Source organism: Pedobacter sp., assembly GCF_040513095.1.
Classification (GTDB): Bacteria; Bacteroidota; Bacteroidia; order Sphingobacteriales; family Sphingobacteriaceae; genus Pedobacter.
Window position 1 is genome coordinate 37,311 of record NZ_JBEVDX010000101.1, and the last position, 15,262, is coordinate 52,572.

The window sequence follows — 15,262 nt, forward strand, 5'->3', positions numbered from 1 at the left end:
TATTTCTTATTTTGCCGCTATGGAACCCTTACTGATTTCAAAGGCAGAAGCCCGCAGGATAATCCTTTACGCTGCTGGTTTAGCGCATAGCGCACAGTTCGGATTTGGTATTGAGGCAGTGTTCAGGGTGATTGATCACCTGGGATTTGTACAGCTGGATACGAATTATGTAGTGGAGCGGGCGCATCACCACGTGTTTGCGGCGCGCATACCGGATTATCAGCCTGAATGGCTGACAGAACTCACAGATCAGAGCCGGATTTTTGAATACTTCAGCTCAGATGCGGGTTATCTCCCGATGGCGGATTTACGCTTTTCGCTGCCTGTGAAAAAAAGTTTTGCTATCAACGGCAAACCTCTGTCACCGGCAGAATCGCGTTTAAGGAAAGAGGTGCTCGACAGGATAGAACGTGAGGGCCCGCTGATGGTAGGGGATTTTGATGATGACAGGCTGGAGGCAAGTTCGGGCTGGTGGGACTGGCGGCCGGCAAAAGTTGCACTGGAAAGATTATACCTGGAAGGCGAACTGATGATCAGCCGGACAAAGAAGTTCCAGAAAGTGTATGACCTGCCACTGAATTTGATTCCTGCAGATATTGACATGACCGTACCAGCACCGGAAGAATTTGCGAGGTACGTGATCCGACGCACGCTTGGCGCCTTGGGAATTGCCTCTGTCAAAGAAATGGCCTGGCGCGCAAGACGGGTAAAGGGAAATGTGCTGAAAAAGGAGCTGGAGCAGATGGTCGCAGAAGGGGAGGTCAGAACCGTGGTTGTAGAAGGACTTAAAAACAATGGTTTGTACATCTTAACTGAACAGGAAAGACAAATTGAACTTTCAGATGAAGCTTTCATCCTTTCCCCATTTGATATCCTTAATGTTTTCCGCCACCGGCTAAAAGACTTTTTTGACTTCGATTACCAGATCGAGTGTTTCGTACCTGCTCCCAAACGTAAATACGGTTATTTTTCTTTGCCTATACTGGCAGGAGACAGATTTGTGGCCCGGATGGATGCCAAAGCTGACAGGAAACAAAAGGTGCTGATTGTGCACAACATCCATTTCGAAGAAGCAGTCCCCGATGAAAACATGCTGGACAAAATCACAGAAGCATTAAAGGCATTCGTACATTTTAACGGCTGCAGAGATATTGTATTCAAGCGATCAAACCGCTATGATTACCTGGAAATGATCGCCAAAGCTTTCCAGTAACCAGGCCCGGGCCGAAAAGATTTGACTAAACCAAAAGCAGATCTGGCTAAATTTGCCGGTCATTCATTCCCCAACTTTGTTGCCATCATTAATCAGATAATCAAACTATGAAAGTATTTGTAACAGGAGCCACAGGCTTCATAGGCTCAGTCATTGTTCAGGAATTAATTGCCGCAGGTCACCAGGTTATTGGTCTTGCAAGATCAGAAGCCAATGCGACTGCACTTTTAGCAGCTGGTGCAGAAGTACACCGCGGCGATCTGCAGGATTTAGACAGTCTGCGCAGGGGTGTGGCAAAGGCCGAAGGAGTTATCCACGCGGGTTTTATCCATGATTTTACCAGGTTCGCAGAAATGTGTGAGGTAGATCGTTTGGCGATTGAGGCCATGGGCGAAGAGCTGCTGGGCAGCGACCGTCCTTTTGTTGTGACTTCAGGAACCGCGATCGTTAGTCCGGGCAAACTGGCAACGGAAGATATCATACCCGCACCCGGCGGACATCCAAGAAAATCGGAAGAAGCAGCAGATGCTTTGGCTGCAAAAGGTGTCCGTGTTTCTGTGGTACGCTTGTCGCCCTCAGTACATGGTGATGGAGATGTGATTGGCTTTGTTCCGTTGCTGATCAGGATTGCGGGTGAAAAAGGTGTAGCTGCCTATATAGGCGAAGGTAATAACCGCTGGACGGCCCTGCATAAATCAGATGCGGCTGTGTTGTTTAGACTTGCCCTGGAAAATGCCGTTAGCAGAACAAGGTTTCACGGTGTTGCGGAGGAGAGTATCGATTTTAAAGTGATTGCCGAAATGATCGGTAAGAAACTAAATATCCCTGTGGTATCTGTATCCAGGGAAGAAGCGCCAGCTCATTTTGGCTGGTTCACAGGTTTTGCAGGGATTGACTGCCCGGCCTCCAGCAGCCTGACACAGGAGCGTCTGAACTGGCATCCTCAGGGCATAAAGCTGCTTGATGATATGGAAAATGGAACTTATTTCAAGTCTTAGTATAAAAATATTCCTGCAGATAGAGAATTGATCAATGTTATTTATATTTTTATATCAACTAAAAAACAAAGACAATGAAATTAAAAGTCAATTCAATTTTTGCGCTGGTAGCTATAATCGCCCTTTCGGCTTTTACAAACGGCGCCAAACCAGTTACGTATACTGTTGATGCTGCAAAATCATCGATTACCTGGGTTGCCAAAAAAGTAACAGGTTCTCATAATGGTACTGTTGCATTGAAATCAGGATCATTAAACGTAGATGGCAAAAACGTAACAGGCGGTTCATTTGTGATCGATATGACTACGATTAAAGATGCAGGCGGCAGTGCAAAGTTAGAAGGACACCTGAACTCTGAAGATTTCTTCAGCACAGCAAAGTTCCCTACATCTACATTTGTAATTACGAAGATCACAGGTAAAGGTGCAAGTGTAACTGTTGCAGGTAATTTAACTATTAAAGGTATTACTCAGCCCCTGAGCTTCCCGGCAACTGTAGCAGTGAATGCTGATGGTACTGTTTCTGCGCTGGCAGGTAAAATCACTGTTGACCGTACAAAATACGACATCAGATATGGTTCAAAATCATTTTTTGAGTCTATTGGCGACAAAGCAATCGATGACAACTTTGAACTGGCAGTGAAACTGGTAGCTGCAAAATAGTTTTCCTGAAAAACAGGTATAAGGGCTTGCTCATTTGAGCAGGCCTTTTTTATTTTAAGCCAGATATATCTATAACTTTGTATCATGGAAGAGATCATATCAAAAGCCGACAGGACCAGGCGGTTTATTATAGAAACTACTGCCAGTCTTTTCAACAAAAAGGGATATGCCGGAACCTCTATGTCTGATCTTACAAGTGCCACCGGCCTCACTAAGGGTAGTATATACGGGAATTTCGAGAATAAGGAAGATGTTGCACTGGCGGTATTCGACTACAACCATTCTATGATCCTTACAGAAATCAGAAACCGGATGAATACAGCACAAACCTTTCGGGATAAATTAATGGTTTACGCCGACACCTATGATCATATAGCAAAACATTGCTTTTCTGATGGGGGATGCCCCATATTAAATACAGCTATTGAAGCCGATGATACCAATACTATGCTGAAAGACCGGGCTGCCCGCGCAGTGATAAGATGGCAGAAGAGCATAGTGGAAATTATCAATTCGGGTATTACAGCAGGGGAGTTCAAGAAGGACACTGATACCCTGCTTCTGGCCACTTCCATCATTGCCCTGATTGAAGGTGGAATCATGATGTCGAGAGTAACTGACGATATGAATGCACTGGGCCGGGCAATTCAAACAGTAGCACACCTGATCGAACAGATTTTAATCAAATAGCTTTTTTGTATAAAAAAAGGCCAGACCAATAACTGACCTGACCTTTATGCTGTTTTGTTTGGTTATTAGCGACTGGCAATAAGCTCTTTGCTCAATCCGTCAACTGCCTGTACCAATTTGCTGAATTCTTCTTTGTCGTATAAACGGGTGAGGAACCTGATCTTACCTTCCTGGTCAATAACTACATTACGGGTAACTCCGGCTTTTTTATCTGCAAATTTCTGGAAAATCGCTGCACCGGGATCCAGGGCCAGGGGATAACTGATTTTGATATCTTTATGAAATTTCTGTACGGTTTCGATAGGTTCATCCCTGTCTACACCAATCAATACCACACCTTTATCCTTATAGGCCTGCCAGATGTCGCTTTCCAGATAAGGCATCTCCTCGCGGCATACCTTACACCATGACGCTGTAAATTGCAGGATCACAATCTTTCCCCTCAGTTCTTTCAGGGTAGTTTTTGTGCCGTTTTGCAGAACGAGCTCAAAATTATCAGGTGCCTGATCACCCACCTTAACCAGATATCCTCTGGCATCGCTGTTTGGATTATCAAATTTCTTTTCCTGCGCTGAAGAGGCGAGGGTTGCCAGGGCAATGGCGAGAGTGAAAAATATCTTTCTCATGTTGTTGGTATTCATATTGGATGATAGGTTCAGGCATTAAAAAAATTGCAATCATTCAAAAAAATGCAATCCGTATGTATAATCTATACTAATTTAGTAGTACAAATTAACGCAATAGTATTCTGTTTTCCAATTTCTTCTGGATTTAATTACAAAATATTGTATAAGTATTCAGAATATTTATGGAAATCACAGCCTTATATACTATACACGGGGCTTCCGGCGGTAGTAAATTGACGGTATTTCGCAACATTATTTTCCGGCAAAATCATATAATACGTTGATTTTAAACATCTTGAACTGTGGATGTTTTTTTGGTACAGCAGAGATAAAAATCACAATTATGAAAACTGACCTTACTCAAGAAAATGCAGCAGTTGCGTTTAACCCTAATGACTTTCTGATCATCCCGGCGCGTTCTTTTGAAGATCTCACAATCGGCGAAATCTTTCGTGCCCCCAGCCGCACACTTACTGATGCCCATTCCGCAGCCTTTCAAACTGTTTCCTGCGATAATCATCCGGTACATTACGACAATGTCTGGGCGCAGAAACATGGTCATAAAGCTCCGGTAGTTCACGGACTGCAGGTACTGGCATTTACAGCTCCCGGTGCAACAATGTTTCCCCATGTGATCGGTGAGGTGTTTATCGCCTTTACTGAACTTAGCTGCAGGTTTTTAAAAGAGGTGAATGCAGGTGATACCTTATACTCTGCACTGGAAATCATCTCGCTAACCCCACAGGGCGATAAAGGCATAGTAGAAACTGCCTGTACAATTCATAACCAGCAGGGGGAAATGGTCCTGTCAGGGACACATAAATATCTTTTAAAACTAAAATCAGCTTAAAAATTATGACCAATACTTTTGTGATAGTACACGGTGCCTGGCAGGCACCATATGCCTGGAATGTGCTGAAAGAAAAGCTGTCCAAAGAAGGATATAGCGTTGATTTGGTTCAATTGCCTGGTCATGGTGAAGACCATTCCGATCCAAAAAGCCTGCACATGGAAACTTATATAAATTATGTAAGCGATCTCATTACATCCATGGGAACCAAGGTTATACTGGCAGGTCACAGTATGGCCGGAATGATCATTTCCGGTGTAGCAGAAAAGATTCCTCAGCAGATAGAAAAACTGGTGTATATCGCGGCTTATGTGCCTGCAAGCGGGCAATCTGCTTACGCACTTTCCTTACTGGATAAACAGTCCTTACTTGGTGCATCTCTTTTGGTTTCTGAAGATCAGTCTGAATTTGATGTGAAAGCTGAAGATATGATCAATATCTTTTGTCAGGATGGTACAGAAGAAATCGCTCAGCTTATTCGGGCAAACTACAAGCCGGAGCCAGCAGCCCCGTTCTCAGATCCGGTGACTTTAACCCGGGAAAACTTCGGTAATACCCGGAAATACTATATCCAGACTTTAAAGGATAACGGGATAGGCAATCAGCTCCAGAAAGATATGATCGCTGCTGCCGGTATAACCGACAGTTATGAACTGAATACCGGCCATTCACCATCTCTGTCCGCACCTGGAGAATTGTCCGATATCCTTATTGAAATCGGAACGAAGTAGATACCCTGATCAGCAGAATTACAAGTGATCCGAAAGACTTTGTATTACCTCCGTTAAAGGTGGTGCTTTTCCAGCATCACCTTTCTGTATTGCTCCGGACTCAGCGCATTGTGTTTTTTAAAATGCCGGGAAAAGTAAGAGAAATCCTGGAAACCCAGTTCATCGGCAATCTGGCCTACGGGAATGTGACTTTGTACCAGCATCCTTTTGGCCTCCAGGATGATCCGCTCCCTGATGAATTCACTTGCCGTTTTGCCAGCGGCTTTTTTCACAACTTCATTTAGATAATGGGGCGTAATGTACAGGGATGAGCCGTAAAATGACAGCTGATGTTCTGTGCGGAAATGTACTTCTACCAATGTTCTGAATTTGTCGAAAATCATAACGTGAGCCCCAATAGCAGTATTGTTTGTCTGCTGATCAAAATATTTTCGCTGCAGCTCTTCAAAGAAGACATACAGCAGCGAACTGATAGCCATTTTTGAAAAATCTTTCCTGGCAAACTCCTTGTAAATGAGTTTCAGCACAGGTTCGAGTGTTTCTTTGCTTTCCTCATCCAGCCGGATACCCGGATTACGGTAGCTGTTATGCAGGAAGGACAGCTTACGGATAGCCTCCTTATTGGTAAAATTTAAGATAAAGAATTCTTCCGAAAACATAATGCTATCGCCCTGCACTGATTCGTACTGCTCAAAATGATGTGTTTGTCCGGGCGACATGAAATAGATGGTGTCACGGGCCAGCTCCAGTTCCTGGTTGTCTACAAAGTGTCTGGTACTTCCCTTCCTGATCCAGAGCAGTTCATAAAAGCTATGTTTATGTGGCCATACAAATGGAACAGGCCTGTTCAGCTGCTCAAAAGGAACAATTACAAACTGATTTTCTTTTGCATAGAAAGGCGAGAAATCTTTGATATCGTATACAGGGATCATAAACTGTTGTCCATTTTCTAAGCCCGGGTTCACAAGCTGGCGACTAAGATAAGAAAAGTACCATTGAAGATAAGATTTATACTAACGCAGATGAAACTGACATCCTATCTTTAAATTTTTAAAATTTACACCAAAAATATAACTGTATGTCATATGGACAATTAGGCTTTGATCCACGGTATCCGTCTATTGGAGACCTGAAAAGAAAAGCAAAAAATCGTATTCCTAAATTTGCATTCGACTATCTGGAGGGCGGCTGCAACGAAGAAGTGAACCTTTCAAAAAATGAAAGGGATTTTCATGATGTTGAGATGATGCCGCAGTATCTTCAAAATTATGCAGGAGTAGATACAAGCGCAGAATTGTTTGGCCATAAGTATGACGCTCCGTTTGGAATATCGCCGATTGGACTTCAGGGCCTGATGTGGCCAAATTCGTCAGAAATCCTGGCTAAGGCTGCGGTAAAACATAACGTTCCCTATATTTTAAGTACTGTAGGTACCAGCAGCATCGAAAGGATTGCAGAAGTTACTTCAGGAAAATTCTGGTTCCAGTTGTACCACCCGGCTAAAACTGAAATGCGCGATGATATTTTACAGCGGCTCAAAGATGTAGAATGCCCTGTGCTGGTAGTGCTGGTTGATGTTCCATCATTTGGTTTCCGCTACCGCGAAATCAAAGCAGGCCTATCTATGCCACCTAAAATGAACATCAGAAATGTTTTCCAGTCGGCCATCCGGCCGCAATGGTCGTTTGAAACCCTTACCACAGGTATCCCGGAATTCGCTACTTTAAAAAAGTATATGGATAAAGGCCTGGACATGGGGCAGCTCGGTCAGTTTATGAATGCTTCTTTTGACAAGCGGGTTGATATGAACAAGATCTCTGCAATCAGGGACAAGTGGAAAGGAAAGCTTGTTCTAAAAGGTATTGTAAGTGATCAGGATGCAGAAAAAGCAATTGCACTGGGTGCTGACGGGATAATTGTTTCCAATCATGGTGGCAGACAGATTGATGCAGGAGAATCGTCGATCAGATCATTGAGCAACCTCAGTGGAAAATACAATGACAAGCTTACGGTGATGATGGACGGAGGGATACGCTCGGGACCGGATATTGCAAGGGCAATCGCCAGTGGCGCAAGTTTTACGTTTATGGGCAGACCATTTATGTACGGCGCTGCGGCATTGGGTAAAAAAGGTGGCGACCATACAATTGGATTGTTTAAAGCACAATTCAAGCAGGCAATGGAACAGTTATGCTGTGAGACGATTGCCGGCTTGCCAGGAACATTGATTCAATCAAAATAGTCTTCCTGGCTGATCTTTTTGTCGGTGAAAGATGCCGTTACGACGATTTCAGTTTAAAGTAGCTACCATACTGGTTATATTCGAAATTCATTCGGCAGGGTAATTCAATCCTGCCGAAATGACAATTTCAAAGATGAAGGACTTAAAATCATTATGGTCGCGAAGGGATTTTCTCAGCACTGTCAGTCTCGCTTGTGCAGGCACTGCGATGATGCTTCACCCGATGGCTGCCTGGGCTATTGAAGATATTGACCCCCGGGTAGCAAAGATCGTAGCTGATACAATTGGTGTTGATACACACAACCATATTGATGTACCGTTGGAAACTGCCGGGTTACCTGGTCCGAAAATAGATCTTGCAGGCGAAATGAAACGCTCTGGCCTGTCGGTCATCTGCATGACTTTTGCTACGGATTATCAGAAAGGAAATGCTTATGACCGTTTCCTAAACGGATTGACAGCCTTGGATGAGCAGCTGAAAATTAACGGGCTGAAACGTGCCTTAACACTTTCTGATCTCAACAAAGCGCATAAGAAACGTCAGCCTGCGGTAATCCAGGCGGTAGAAGGTGCTCATTTTCTCGATGGACACCTGGACAGGCTCAGTACTGCCTACAACAGGGGGCTGCGTCTTTTGACACTGTTACATGACAGCGACGCCAATGTTCCACTGGGCGACGTGTTTACGAACCCGGTGCGTTACGGGGGGCTGACAACTTTTGGAGCAGATGTGATAAGGGAATGCAACAGGCTTGGTATATTAGCAGACCTGTCACATGCCAATGTAGAAACAGTAACCGCCGCACTAAAAGTGACCAGCCATCCTTTAGTTGTTTCACATACAGGCCTGGATAGCCGGCCTGGCAATAATGCTGATATGGCGCGAATGATGAAACCCAGATTAATCAGTAAAGAACACGCGAAATATGTAGCTGGCACAGGGAGTATAATTGGTGTCTGGACCCACCTTGCAGATTCTTCACTCGAATATGCTCATAACATCCGCGCCATGGTAGATGTAGTTGGCATAGACCACGTTTGTATTGGTACAGATACAAAATTAACACCAGCATATCATCCACCAGGAGACAAACATGGCGGTCCCGGGGGTAAAATGGGCGGTGGCTCCAATGAAATCTGGTCAGACCAGAAACTCGGATTCTATTACACTGTGGTTGATGCCTTACTCAAAACCGGATTCAACGCAGATGAAATTGGCAAAATAGGAGGCGGTAACTTCTGTCGCGTTTTTGATGCTGCTACCAAAGGTCATCATTGAAGGAGGACCGCATATCAGCTGTTGTTTTTGTCACTAAGATAAGCAAATACACCAGTAGACCACAGCGCCCAAATGATAAGAACAGGCTGAAAAAATAGTCGGGTTAAGCGTGATTTGTCAGTATCTAATCCAAACGCTGAAGTATGATTCAGGTACTGCGCAATATTACCCGGAAAGATAAGCACATAGAATATTGCCAGGGCAATGCCAGCGTTCACACGTTGCCTTTTCCAGAATATCATGGCAAGCCCAAGGGAGATTTCAACCACTCCGGATAATAGAACTACGGTATCTTTGGACAGAGGAATCCAGTTTGGTACCTGCGCCTGGAAATCTGCTCTCTGGAAAGTAAAATGTCCGATTGCCGCAAGAATCATAAATGAACCTAAAATAATGCGGAGTATCTGCTGAATGATAGTTGTTTTTTGCATTTTGACTAAATGTAAGAAATCCAATCTGTATTAAACGACATACTGCAAATTGCCTTGCAGTTATTCATAAATCTCTTCAGTAAGCTGGTGGGAAATCCGTCCTTTACTGATATCGGTAAACAGGCAAAAAAGATATAAATCAATCAGTCATGGTTCTGAATTTAACAGGGTTGATACCTTCGTGGCGTTTAAAAAACGCGGAAAAGTGGTTCGGTTCATCAAATCCAAGGGAGGATGATATTTCATTTACCGCCCATCTGGTGCCCCTGAGCAGGTTTTTAGCCTCCAGCATCAGACGGTTACTGATGAGCGCAGAAGTGGAGCTGCCGGTAACTTCGCGCAATGCCTTATTCAGATGATTGACATGAATATGCAGCTTTTCCGCAAAATCTCCCGGGGAAGATAAGATGATCCGCTGAGAACTGTTTTCTATAGGGAACTGTCGTTCCAGCATTTCCAGAAACTGTAGTGACAGGCGCTCATTAGCGTTCGATCCGATCAGCTGCTGGGCCCTGCCCCCTGCATTTTTCTGCCCCTGGTGCAGTACCTCCATCAGCATATAGCGCAACAGGTCATATTTCTGGCGGTAATTACTTTTTAGCTCATCCGCCATCTCCAGAAAAGCGCTTTTCATCCTGGACGCTAACTGCTTAGTAAGCGAAATTACACTGCAATCCACAGATTGATAAACTGTAAAATCATCCGGATTTGCGAGCGGGATCAAAAAATCCCTGGTAAATATGCACACGTACCCTTCCTGTTTACTGCTGATCCGTTCCCACTGATAAGGTGTTTTGGGATTGGTAAATACGAGCGCTGCCCCCTCGATCTCATAGGTTATTCCCGGATAGTGTATCTTACTGTGACCGTAAACGAGACTCACCTTATAATAAGTACGGCGCAGGTAACCCGCCTGTTTACCAGAAGCTGAAGGCAGGTCCTCAACTTTGACCACGTCGAAATGCCCCAGGCTGATAATATTGTCATAAAGGTTTTCCTTCAGTGAGCGGTAAAAATCTTCCAGCCTGATAATGCCATTCATCCTGTAAAAATACAAAAATCAAGTTAATGTCTTAGCGGCAATTATCATAAAACCATTTTTCATTAATACAGTTGTGATAATGGACGAAAGTATTAACATATGAATTTAAATATCAAAGGCAAAGTTGCCCTCATCACCGGCGGAGATTCAGGTATGGGACTGGCAACGGCAAAAATATTAGCAGAAGACGGAGTAAAAATTATTCTTTCTGATATCAACGAAGAAAGTCTGAAGGAGGCCGAAGCAGAACTGAAAGCGCAGGTAAGCGATGTCGTGGTGGCTACCTTTGTGGCCGACCTGGCTGACAATGCAAGCGTTTTGAAGCTTGAGGCATTTGCCAGGGAACAACATGGAGGTATCGATATTCTCATAAATTCTGCCGGGGCACGGGGAGCAGCAGGAGATTTCCTTACGCTGACAGATGACGATTGGCAGGAGACAATCAATACAGATCTGATGGGTGCGGTAAGGTTATGCCGTGCATTTATTCCTCAGCTTCAGGAAAAAGGATGGGGCAGGGTTATCCTCATTGCATCAGAAAATGCGTACCAGCCATACGAAGAGGAAAGTCCCTACAATGCTTGTAAAGCCGGGATCATCAATCTATCCAAATGTTTATCAAGGGCTTATTCCAAAGACGGATTATTATTCAACTGTGTATCACCTGCATTCATAGAAACGCCAATGACAGATGCGATGATGGATGAGCTTGCTAAAGAAAGGGGCGAATCCAGAGATGAAGCAGTCAAATGGTTCCTTAAAAATAAACGCCCGAACCTGGCTGTCGGCAGGAGGGGAAAACCCGGCGAAGTAGCAGCAGTGATTGCTTTTCTTGTTTCTGAACAGGCGAGCTTTGTAAACGGAGTAAACTACCGTGTGGATGGCGGAGCGGTAGAATCTGCATTTTAATTATGAAACAGGAAGCAGTCTCACAAAATACTACAGAAAAAGATGCAGAAAGGCCGGTACTGGTTTTTCTGCATTATTTCGGAGGCTCATCTCAAAGCTGGCAATGGGTAGCCCAATTGCTTTCAGACCGCTATAACTGTGTTTTGATCGATCAACCGGGATTTGGAGCTGAACCTGCACTGGCTGAGCCTTCCATTGACGGTTTTGCCCGGCATATTTCTGCACAGCTGAGTAAAATGAAGTGCAAAAGTTATACATTGATCGGGCATTCAATGGGTGGTAAGATCGCAATGCAGACCGCTTTCAATGATCAGTCAGTAAAACAATTGATCCTGATAGCCCCATCCCCGCCCAGCATCGAACGCATGCCTGAAAAGGAACAGCACAGAATGCTGATCCATCCTGATAAGGAAGAGGCAGAAACCACTGTAAAAAACGGCACTGTAAAATCACTCAGCAGAGAACAGCATGATCTTGCGGTTTCTACACAGATGATTGTAGAAGAAGCTACCTGGCGCTGGTGGATCCTGGAGGGAATCAACCATTCGATAGCTGCGGCAGTTAAAGGACTCACAATTCCCGTTAGCCTTATCGCTTCTAAAGATGATCCCGCGATAACTTATCAAATGACAATCGAAGATACCCTTCCAAATTTACCTTTGCATACAAAAATTGTATTGACTGAGGGCATAGGGCATCTGTTTCCCCTGGAGGATCCGGAATGGACGGCTGCGCAGATAGCATCAACATTCAGTGCAGGATAAACTTATTACCCTTTGTTACCCTGTATTTTGTGTTATTTAATTATATTTTTGTTGACAAGTTAAATAATAATGAAGAAAGGTATTCCCTGTGATCTTAAATCATGCTTTATGTGTCAGCATTCCCTACAGGAATGGCATCCTGCAATTGCAGCTCACAAAAAGAATTTTATAGCCAAAAAAGGGGAGGTGATAATCAGAGAAGGTGATCCTGTAACCGGAGTTTATTTCGTGACCTCAGGGAATGTTAAAGTGCATAAACAATGGGGAGACAAAGAACTGATTCTTCGTTTTGCAAACGATGGAGCTATATTTGGTCACAGGGGTATTACAACATCTGCTTTTCCTATATCTGCTACAGCTTTGGAAACAACCAGTCTTTGTTTTGTAGAGATCGATTTTTTTAAGACTACGGTAAAGGTGAATCATGATCTGGCCTATGGGTTGCTACTTTTCTATGCCGATGAATTGCATGCTTCAGAAAAAAAAATGAGAAACCTGGCTCTGATGTCAGTCAAAGGCCGCCTTGCTACTGCTATCATCGGACTAAAGGATCAGTTTGGCCTCAATCAGGAAAATTACCTGAATGTTGAACTCAGCCGTCAGGATCTTGCGGCCTATACAGGTGCAACTTATGAAACAGTTTTCAGGACAATGAACGAGCTTGTAGCAGAAAATCTTATTGGCCTGAATGGTAAGATGATCACCATAAGGGACGAAGCGGGACTGACTGAAATCATAAACAGATAAAGTAAAATCAGATGCTGGGAGTAGTTTTATCTGGTGGACAAAGTACCAGAATGGGCAAAGATAAAGGTCTTTTACTCTACCGGAAAAGGCTCTGGGCGGAAATTGCTGAAGAAAAGCTGCTTTCACTCAATATCCCTGTTAGGATATCAGTTAATCCGGCTCAGCCGATGGCTTACTTAAATCATTTTTCTCCTGCGAAGCTGATTGTAGATAATCCGTCATTAACAATCAAAGGTCCATTATCAGGTCTGTTGTCGGTACATTTATCCGCTCCGGAAGATGATCTTTTCCTGCTGGCTTGTGATATGATATTAATGGAGAAAAGGCTACTGTTCAATTTGCAAAATGCTTTAGAAGGAAATGATAGTGCCGAAGCAGTAATTTATACCAGAGACGAACAGCAGGAGCCACTTTGCGGCATTTATACCGCATCAGGATTGAGAAAAATAACGTCACTGCTCCAGTTGCAGCGCATCTCAAAGTCAAGCATGAAATTTATTCTGAGTCATTTAAAGGTTCTGGAAATTCCACTGGAAAAGCAAGATTATCACATGTTTAGCAATTTCAACTCCTCAGAGGATACAAAATTATTATAATAACTGCAGGGCCGATTTACTTACTCTGCTAAAGTTGTCCCTGGCTCCATCGCAAAGCTGGCAACAATAGTGCTCTGGTAAATCCCCGAAAAGTGTTCCCGGCTCAATGTTCTGATCAGTATCACCGGCCTCTTCATCGTATACAGTTAAACAGCTGTTGCATTGGTACAGATACTCATGTGCTTTATCACGTACCTCCTCCTTCGGTACCATGTATTTCTGTTTCAGGGGCTGCTGAGTATTCAGACGGTATCTCTGAAACTTAAGGACAGCACGCCTGAGCTGTTCCGGCAGGATGAAGCGGGGATTGCCACTGCTGAAAATTTCTCCGGTGCGCTCGTTTGGATTGAAATTTTTTGCGCAGAGGATATCATATACAGGAAATATCCTGATGCCTGCGAAATGGATCAGGTACCTTTTGCGGACGAGGATACTGCTGAAAATTTCACTCTTCCTGCGGGTCTTAATGCCAAAGCAAATGCCTGATGTTCTCGTATCATCCCCGCTCAAATGCCTGACAAGATAGTTCTTTAGCTCCAGTCCTTCGCTGCAATTGTCTTCTACCTGGAAATTGAGCTCATTTGCTGCGTGGCGCATATTGATCTCAAACTCTTCGAGCAATGCATTCCACAGGTTTTTGTGTTTTTCGTCAATGTCTTTCACAATGATGGTTTTCCAGGGTGTACAGCAGATCTGACCGACTTTGGTAAACAGGCAAAGCTGGCATAATTTCTTTAGAAATGCAGTGCTGAAAAGTTCATCGCGGCGGTAGATGCCCAACCAGTATTTGTTGTTGTAACGGTTTAATCCTTCATAGTAGGGCAGGTTAAAAGCAGAGAGCTGAGCACCGCTTTCTGCTCTCCTGAGAATAAGGTTATCCTTATCCAGCATAGCGAAGAGCTCCTCGCCACTGGCATCCGGATTGTCAATAAATTTTGCCGGATGATGAATGATAAGGGATTCCAATTCCCTGGTGACGCGGGCAATATGTGTAGTGTAGCAAAGTTCAGTCCATTCACAGGTCACGTTGGTTCTTGGGAAACGGATGATCAGGTGCCAGTAATGTTCAATATCAGACGAAGCTATCCAGTTGATATTTCCCGTCAGCATAGGTGTGAAACTCTGATCGCTGTCACAGATATTGACCTTAATTGCGGGCTTGAAATCAAAATCATCCAGCACGTCCTTGTATATACCTCCGGTAAGCCAGGAGTTTCGGATAAAAATTTCTTCGGCGGGGTAGGAGCTGATGATATTTGGGCGATGCTCTTCATCGAGCTCATAATCTACTCCCAGTTTATCCAGTTCATCAGTACATAGTGCAATATTATAACTTGTAGTATCAAAATACAGCTGCTGCCGGAGACCGAACCGGACAAAATGTATCCTTGCCGTTGACGCTGCCACAAGAATATTATACAGGTTTCCGGGCGAGATGATACCACCATGAAAATTTATGATTATGGTTCTGTACATAGCTGG

17 protein-coding genes are annotated in these 15,262 nt (G+C 44.0%); 12 read left to right on the forward strand and 5 right to left on the reverse strand.

Annotated features, from left to right (window positions below; all coding sequences use genetic code 11):
* Nucleotides 1-19 precede the first annotated feature (19 nt).
* The 4 genes from ABWY16_RS12115 (at nt 20) to ABWY16_RS12130 (ending at nt 3,563) form a co-directional block, all read left to right on the forward strand.
* Nucleotides 20-1,213, forward strand: coding sequence for a winged helix-turn-helix domain-containing protein (locus ABWY16_RS12115; RefSeq protein WP_353904903.1), 1,194 nt, complete (start codon nt 20-22; stop codon nt 1,211-1,213).
* A gap of 107 nt (nt 1,214-1,320) precedes the next feature.
* The gene (locus tag ABWY16_RS12120; RefSeq protein WP_353904904.1) at nt 1,321-2,211 is read left to right on the forward strand and encodes an SDR family oxidoreductase; all 891 of its coding nucleotides are present in this window, start codon (nt 1,321-1,323) and stop codon (nt 2,209-2,211) included.
* A 74-nt stretch (nt 2,212-2,285) separates the two neighbouring features.
* Complete coding sequence (locus ABWY16_RS12125) at nt 2,286-2,873, forward strand: YceI family protein (RefSeq protein WP_353904905.1); 588 nt, start codon at nt 2,286-2,288, stop codon at nt 2,871-2,873.
* Between the two features lie 84 nt (nt 2,874-2,957).
* Nucleotides 2,958-3,563 (forward strand): TetR/AcrR family transcriptional regulator, encoded by a 606-nt coding sequence (locus ABWY16_RS12130; protein ID WP_353904906.1) that lies wholly within the window; start codon nt 2,958-2,960, stop codon nt 3,561-3,563.
* Nucleotides 3,564-3,628: 65 nt separating this feature from the next.
* Here ABWY16_RS12130 and ABWY16_RS12135 read toward each other — a convergent pair whose 3' ends face one another.
* Nucleotides 3,629-4,189 (reverse strand): peroxiredoxin family protein, encoded by a 561-nt coding sequence (locus tag ABWY16_RS12135; protein WP_353904907.1) that lies wholly within the window; start codon nt 4,187-4,189, stop codon nt 3,629-3,631.
* 343 nt (nt 4,190-4,532) lie between these two features.
* Here ABWY16_RS12135 and ABWY16_RS12140 point away from each other — a divergent pair, with 343 nt between their 5' ends.
* The gene (locus ABWY16_RS12140) at nt 4,533-5,039 is read left to right on the forward strand and encodes a MaoC family dehydratase (protein ID WP_353904908.1); all 507 of its coding nucleotides are present in this window, start codon (nt 4,533-4,535) and stop codon (nt 5,037-5,039) included.
* 5 nt (nt 5,040-5,044) lie between these two features.
* The gene (locus ABWY16_RS12145; protein ID WP_353904909.1) at nt 5,045-5,770 is read left to right on the forward strand and encodes an alpha/beta fold hydrolase; all 726 of its coding nucleotides are present in this window, start codon (nt 5,045-5,047) and stop codon (nt 5,768-5,770) included.
* 53 nt (nt 5,771-5,823) lie between these two features.
* Here the strand turns inward: ABWY16_RS12145 and ABWY16_RS12150 are convergent, their stop codons facing one another.
* Nucleotides 5,824-6,735 carry an AraC family transcriptional regulator gene (locus ABWY16_RS12150; RefSeq protein ID WP_353904910.1) on the reverse strand — a complete coding sequence of 304 codons (912 nt, stop codon included), beginning with the start codon at nt 6,733-6,735 and terminating at the stop codon, nt 5,824-5,826.
* Between the two features lie 113 nt (nt 6,736-6,848).
* Here ABWY16_RS12150 and ABWY16_RS12155 point away from each other — a divergent pair, with 113 nt between their 5' ends.
* Both ABWY16_RS12155 and ABWY16_RS12160 read left to right on the forward strand, forming a co-directional pair.
* Entirely contained in the window at nt 6,849-8,012 is a 1,164-nt protein-coding gene (locus tag ABWY16_RS12155) for an alpha-hydroxy acid oxidase (protein WP_353904911.1), read from the forward strand.
* 118 nt (nt 8,013-8,130) lie between these two features.
* The gene (locus tag ABWY16_RS12160; RefSeq protein WP_353904912.1) at nt 8,131-9,291 is read left to right on the forward strand and encodes a dipeptidase; all 1,161 of its coding nucleotides are present in this window, start codon (nt 8,131-8,133) and stop codon (nt 9,289-9,291) included.
* A gap of 14 nt (nt 9,292-9,305) precedes the next feature.
* On the opposite strand, the gene ABWY16_RS12165 is transcribed toward ABWY16_RS12160, so the two are convergent.
* Entirely contained in the window at nt 9,306-9,722 is a 417-nt protein-coding gene (locus ABWY16_RS12165) for a DoxX family protein (RefSeq protein ID WP_353904913.1), read from the reverse strand.
* 139 nt (nt 9,723-9,861) lie between these two features.
* Complete coding sequence (locus ABWY16_RS12170; protein ID WP_353904914.1) at nt 9,862-10,764, reverse strand: helix-turn-helix domain-containing protein; 903 nt, start codon at nt 10,762-10,764, stop codon at nt 9,862-9,864.
* A 99-nt stretch (nt 10,765-10,863) separates the two neighbouring features.
* Here ABWY16_RS12170 and ABWY16_RS12175 point away from each other — a divergent pair, with 99 nt between their 5' ends.
* The 4 genes from ABWY16_RS12175 (at nt 10,864) to mobA (ending at nt 13,780) form a co-directional block, all read left to right on the forward strand.
* Nucleotides 10,864-11,673: an SDR family NAD(P)-dependent oxidoreductase gene (locus tag ABWY16_RS12175; RefSeq protein ID WP_353904915.1), complete on the forward strand. Its 810-nt coding sequence runs from the start codon at nt 10,864-10,866 to the stop codon at nt 11,671-11,673.
* Between the two features lie 2 nt (nt 11,674-11,675).
* The gene (locus tag ABWY16_RS12180; protein ID WP_353904916.1) at nt 11,676-12,437 is read left to right on the forward strand and encodes an alpha/beta fold hydrolase; all 762 of its coding nucleotides are present in this window, start codon (nt 11,676-11,678) and stop codon (nt 12,435-12,437) included.
* 108 nt (nt 12,438-12,545) lie between these two features.
* Entirely contained in the window at nt 12,546-13,184 is a 639-nt protein-coding gene (locus tag ABWY16_RS12185) for a Crp/Fnr family transcriptional regulator (RefSeq protein WP_353904917.1), read from the forward strand.
* Nucleotides 13,185-13,195: 11 nt separating this feature from the next.
* The gene (gene mobA, locus ABWY16_RS12190) at nt 13,196-13,780 is read left to right on the forward strand and encodes a molybdenum cofactor guanylyltransferase (protein ID WP_353904918.1); all 585 of its coding nucleotides are present in this window, start codon (nt 13,196-13,198) and stop codon (nt 13,778-13,780) included.
* On the opposite strand, the gene ABWY16_RS12195 is transcribed toward mobA, so the two are convergent.
* Entirely contained in the window at nt 13,775-15,256 is a 1,482-nt protein-coding gene (locus ABWY16_RS12195; protein ID WP_353904919.1) for a rubredoxin, read from the reverse strand. The two genes, mobA and ABWY16_RS12195, sit on opposite strands and share 6 nt — an antisense overlap.
* Nucleotides 15,257-15,262 lie beyond the last annotated feature (6 nt).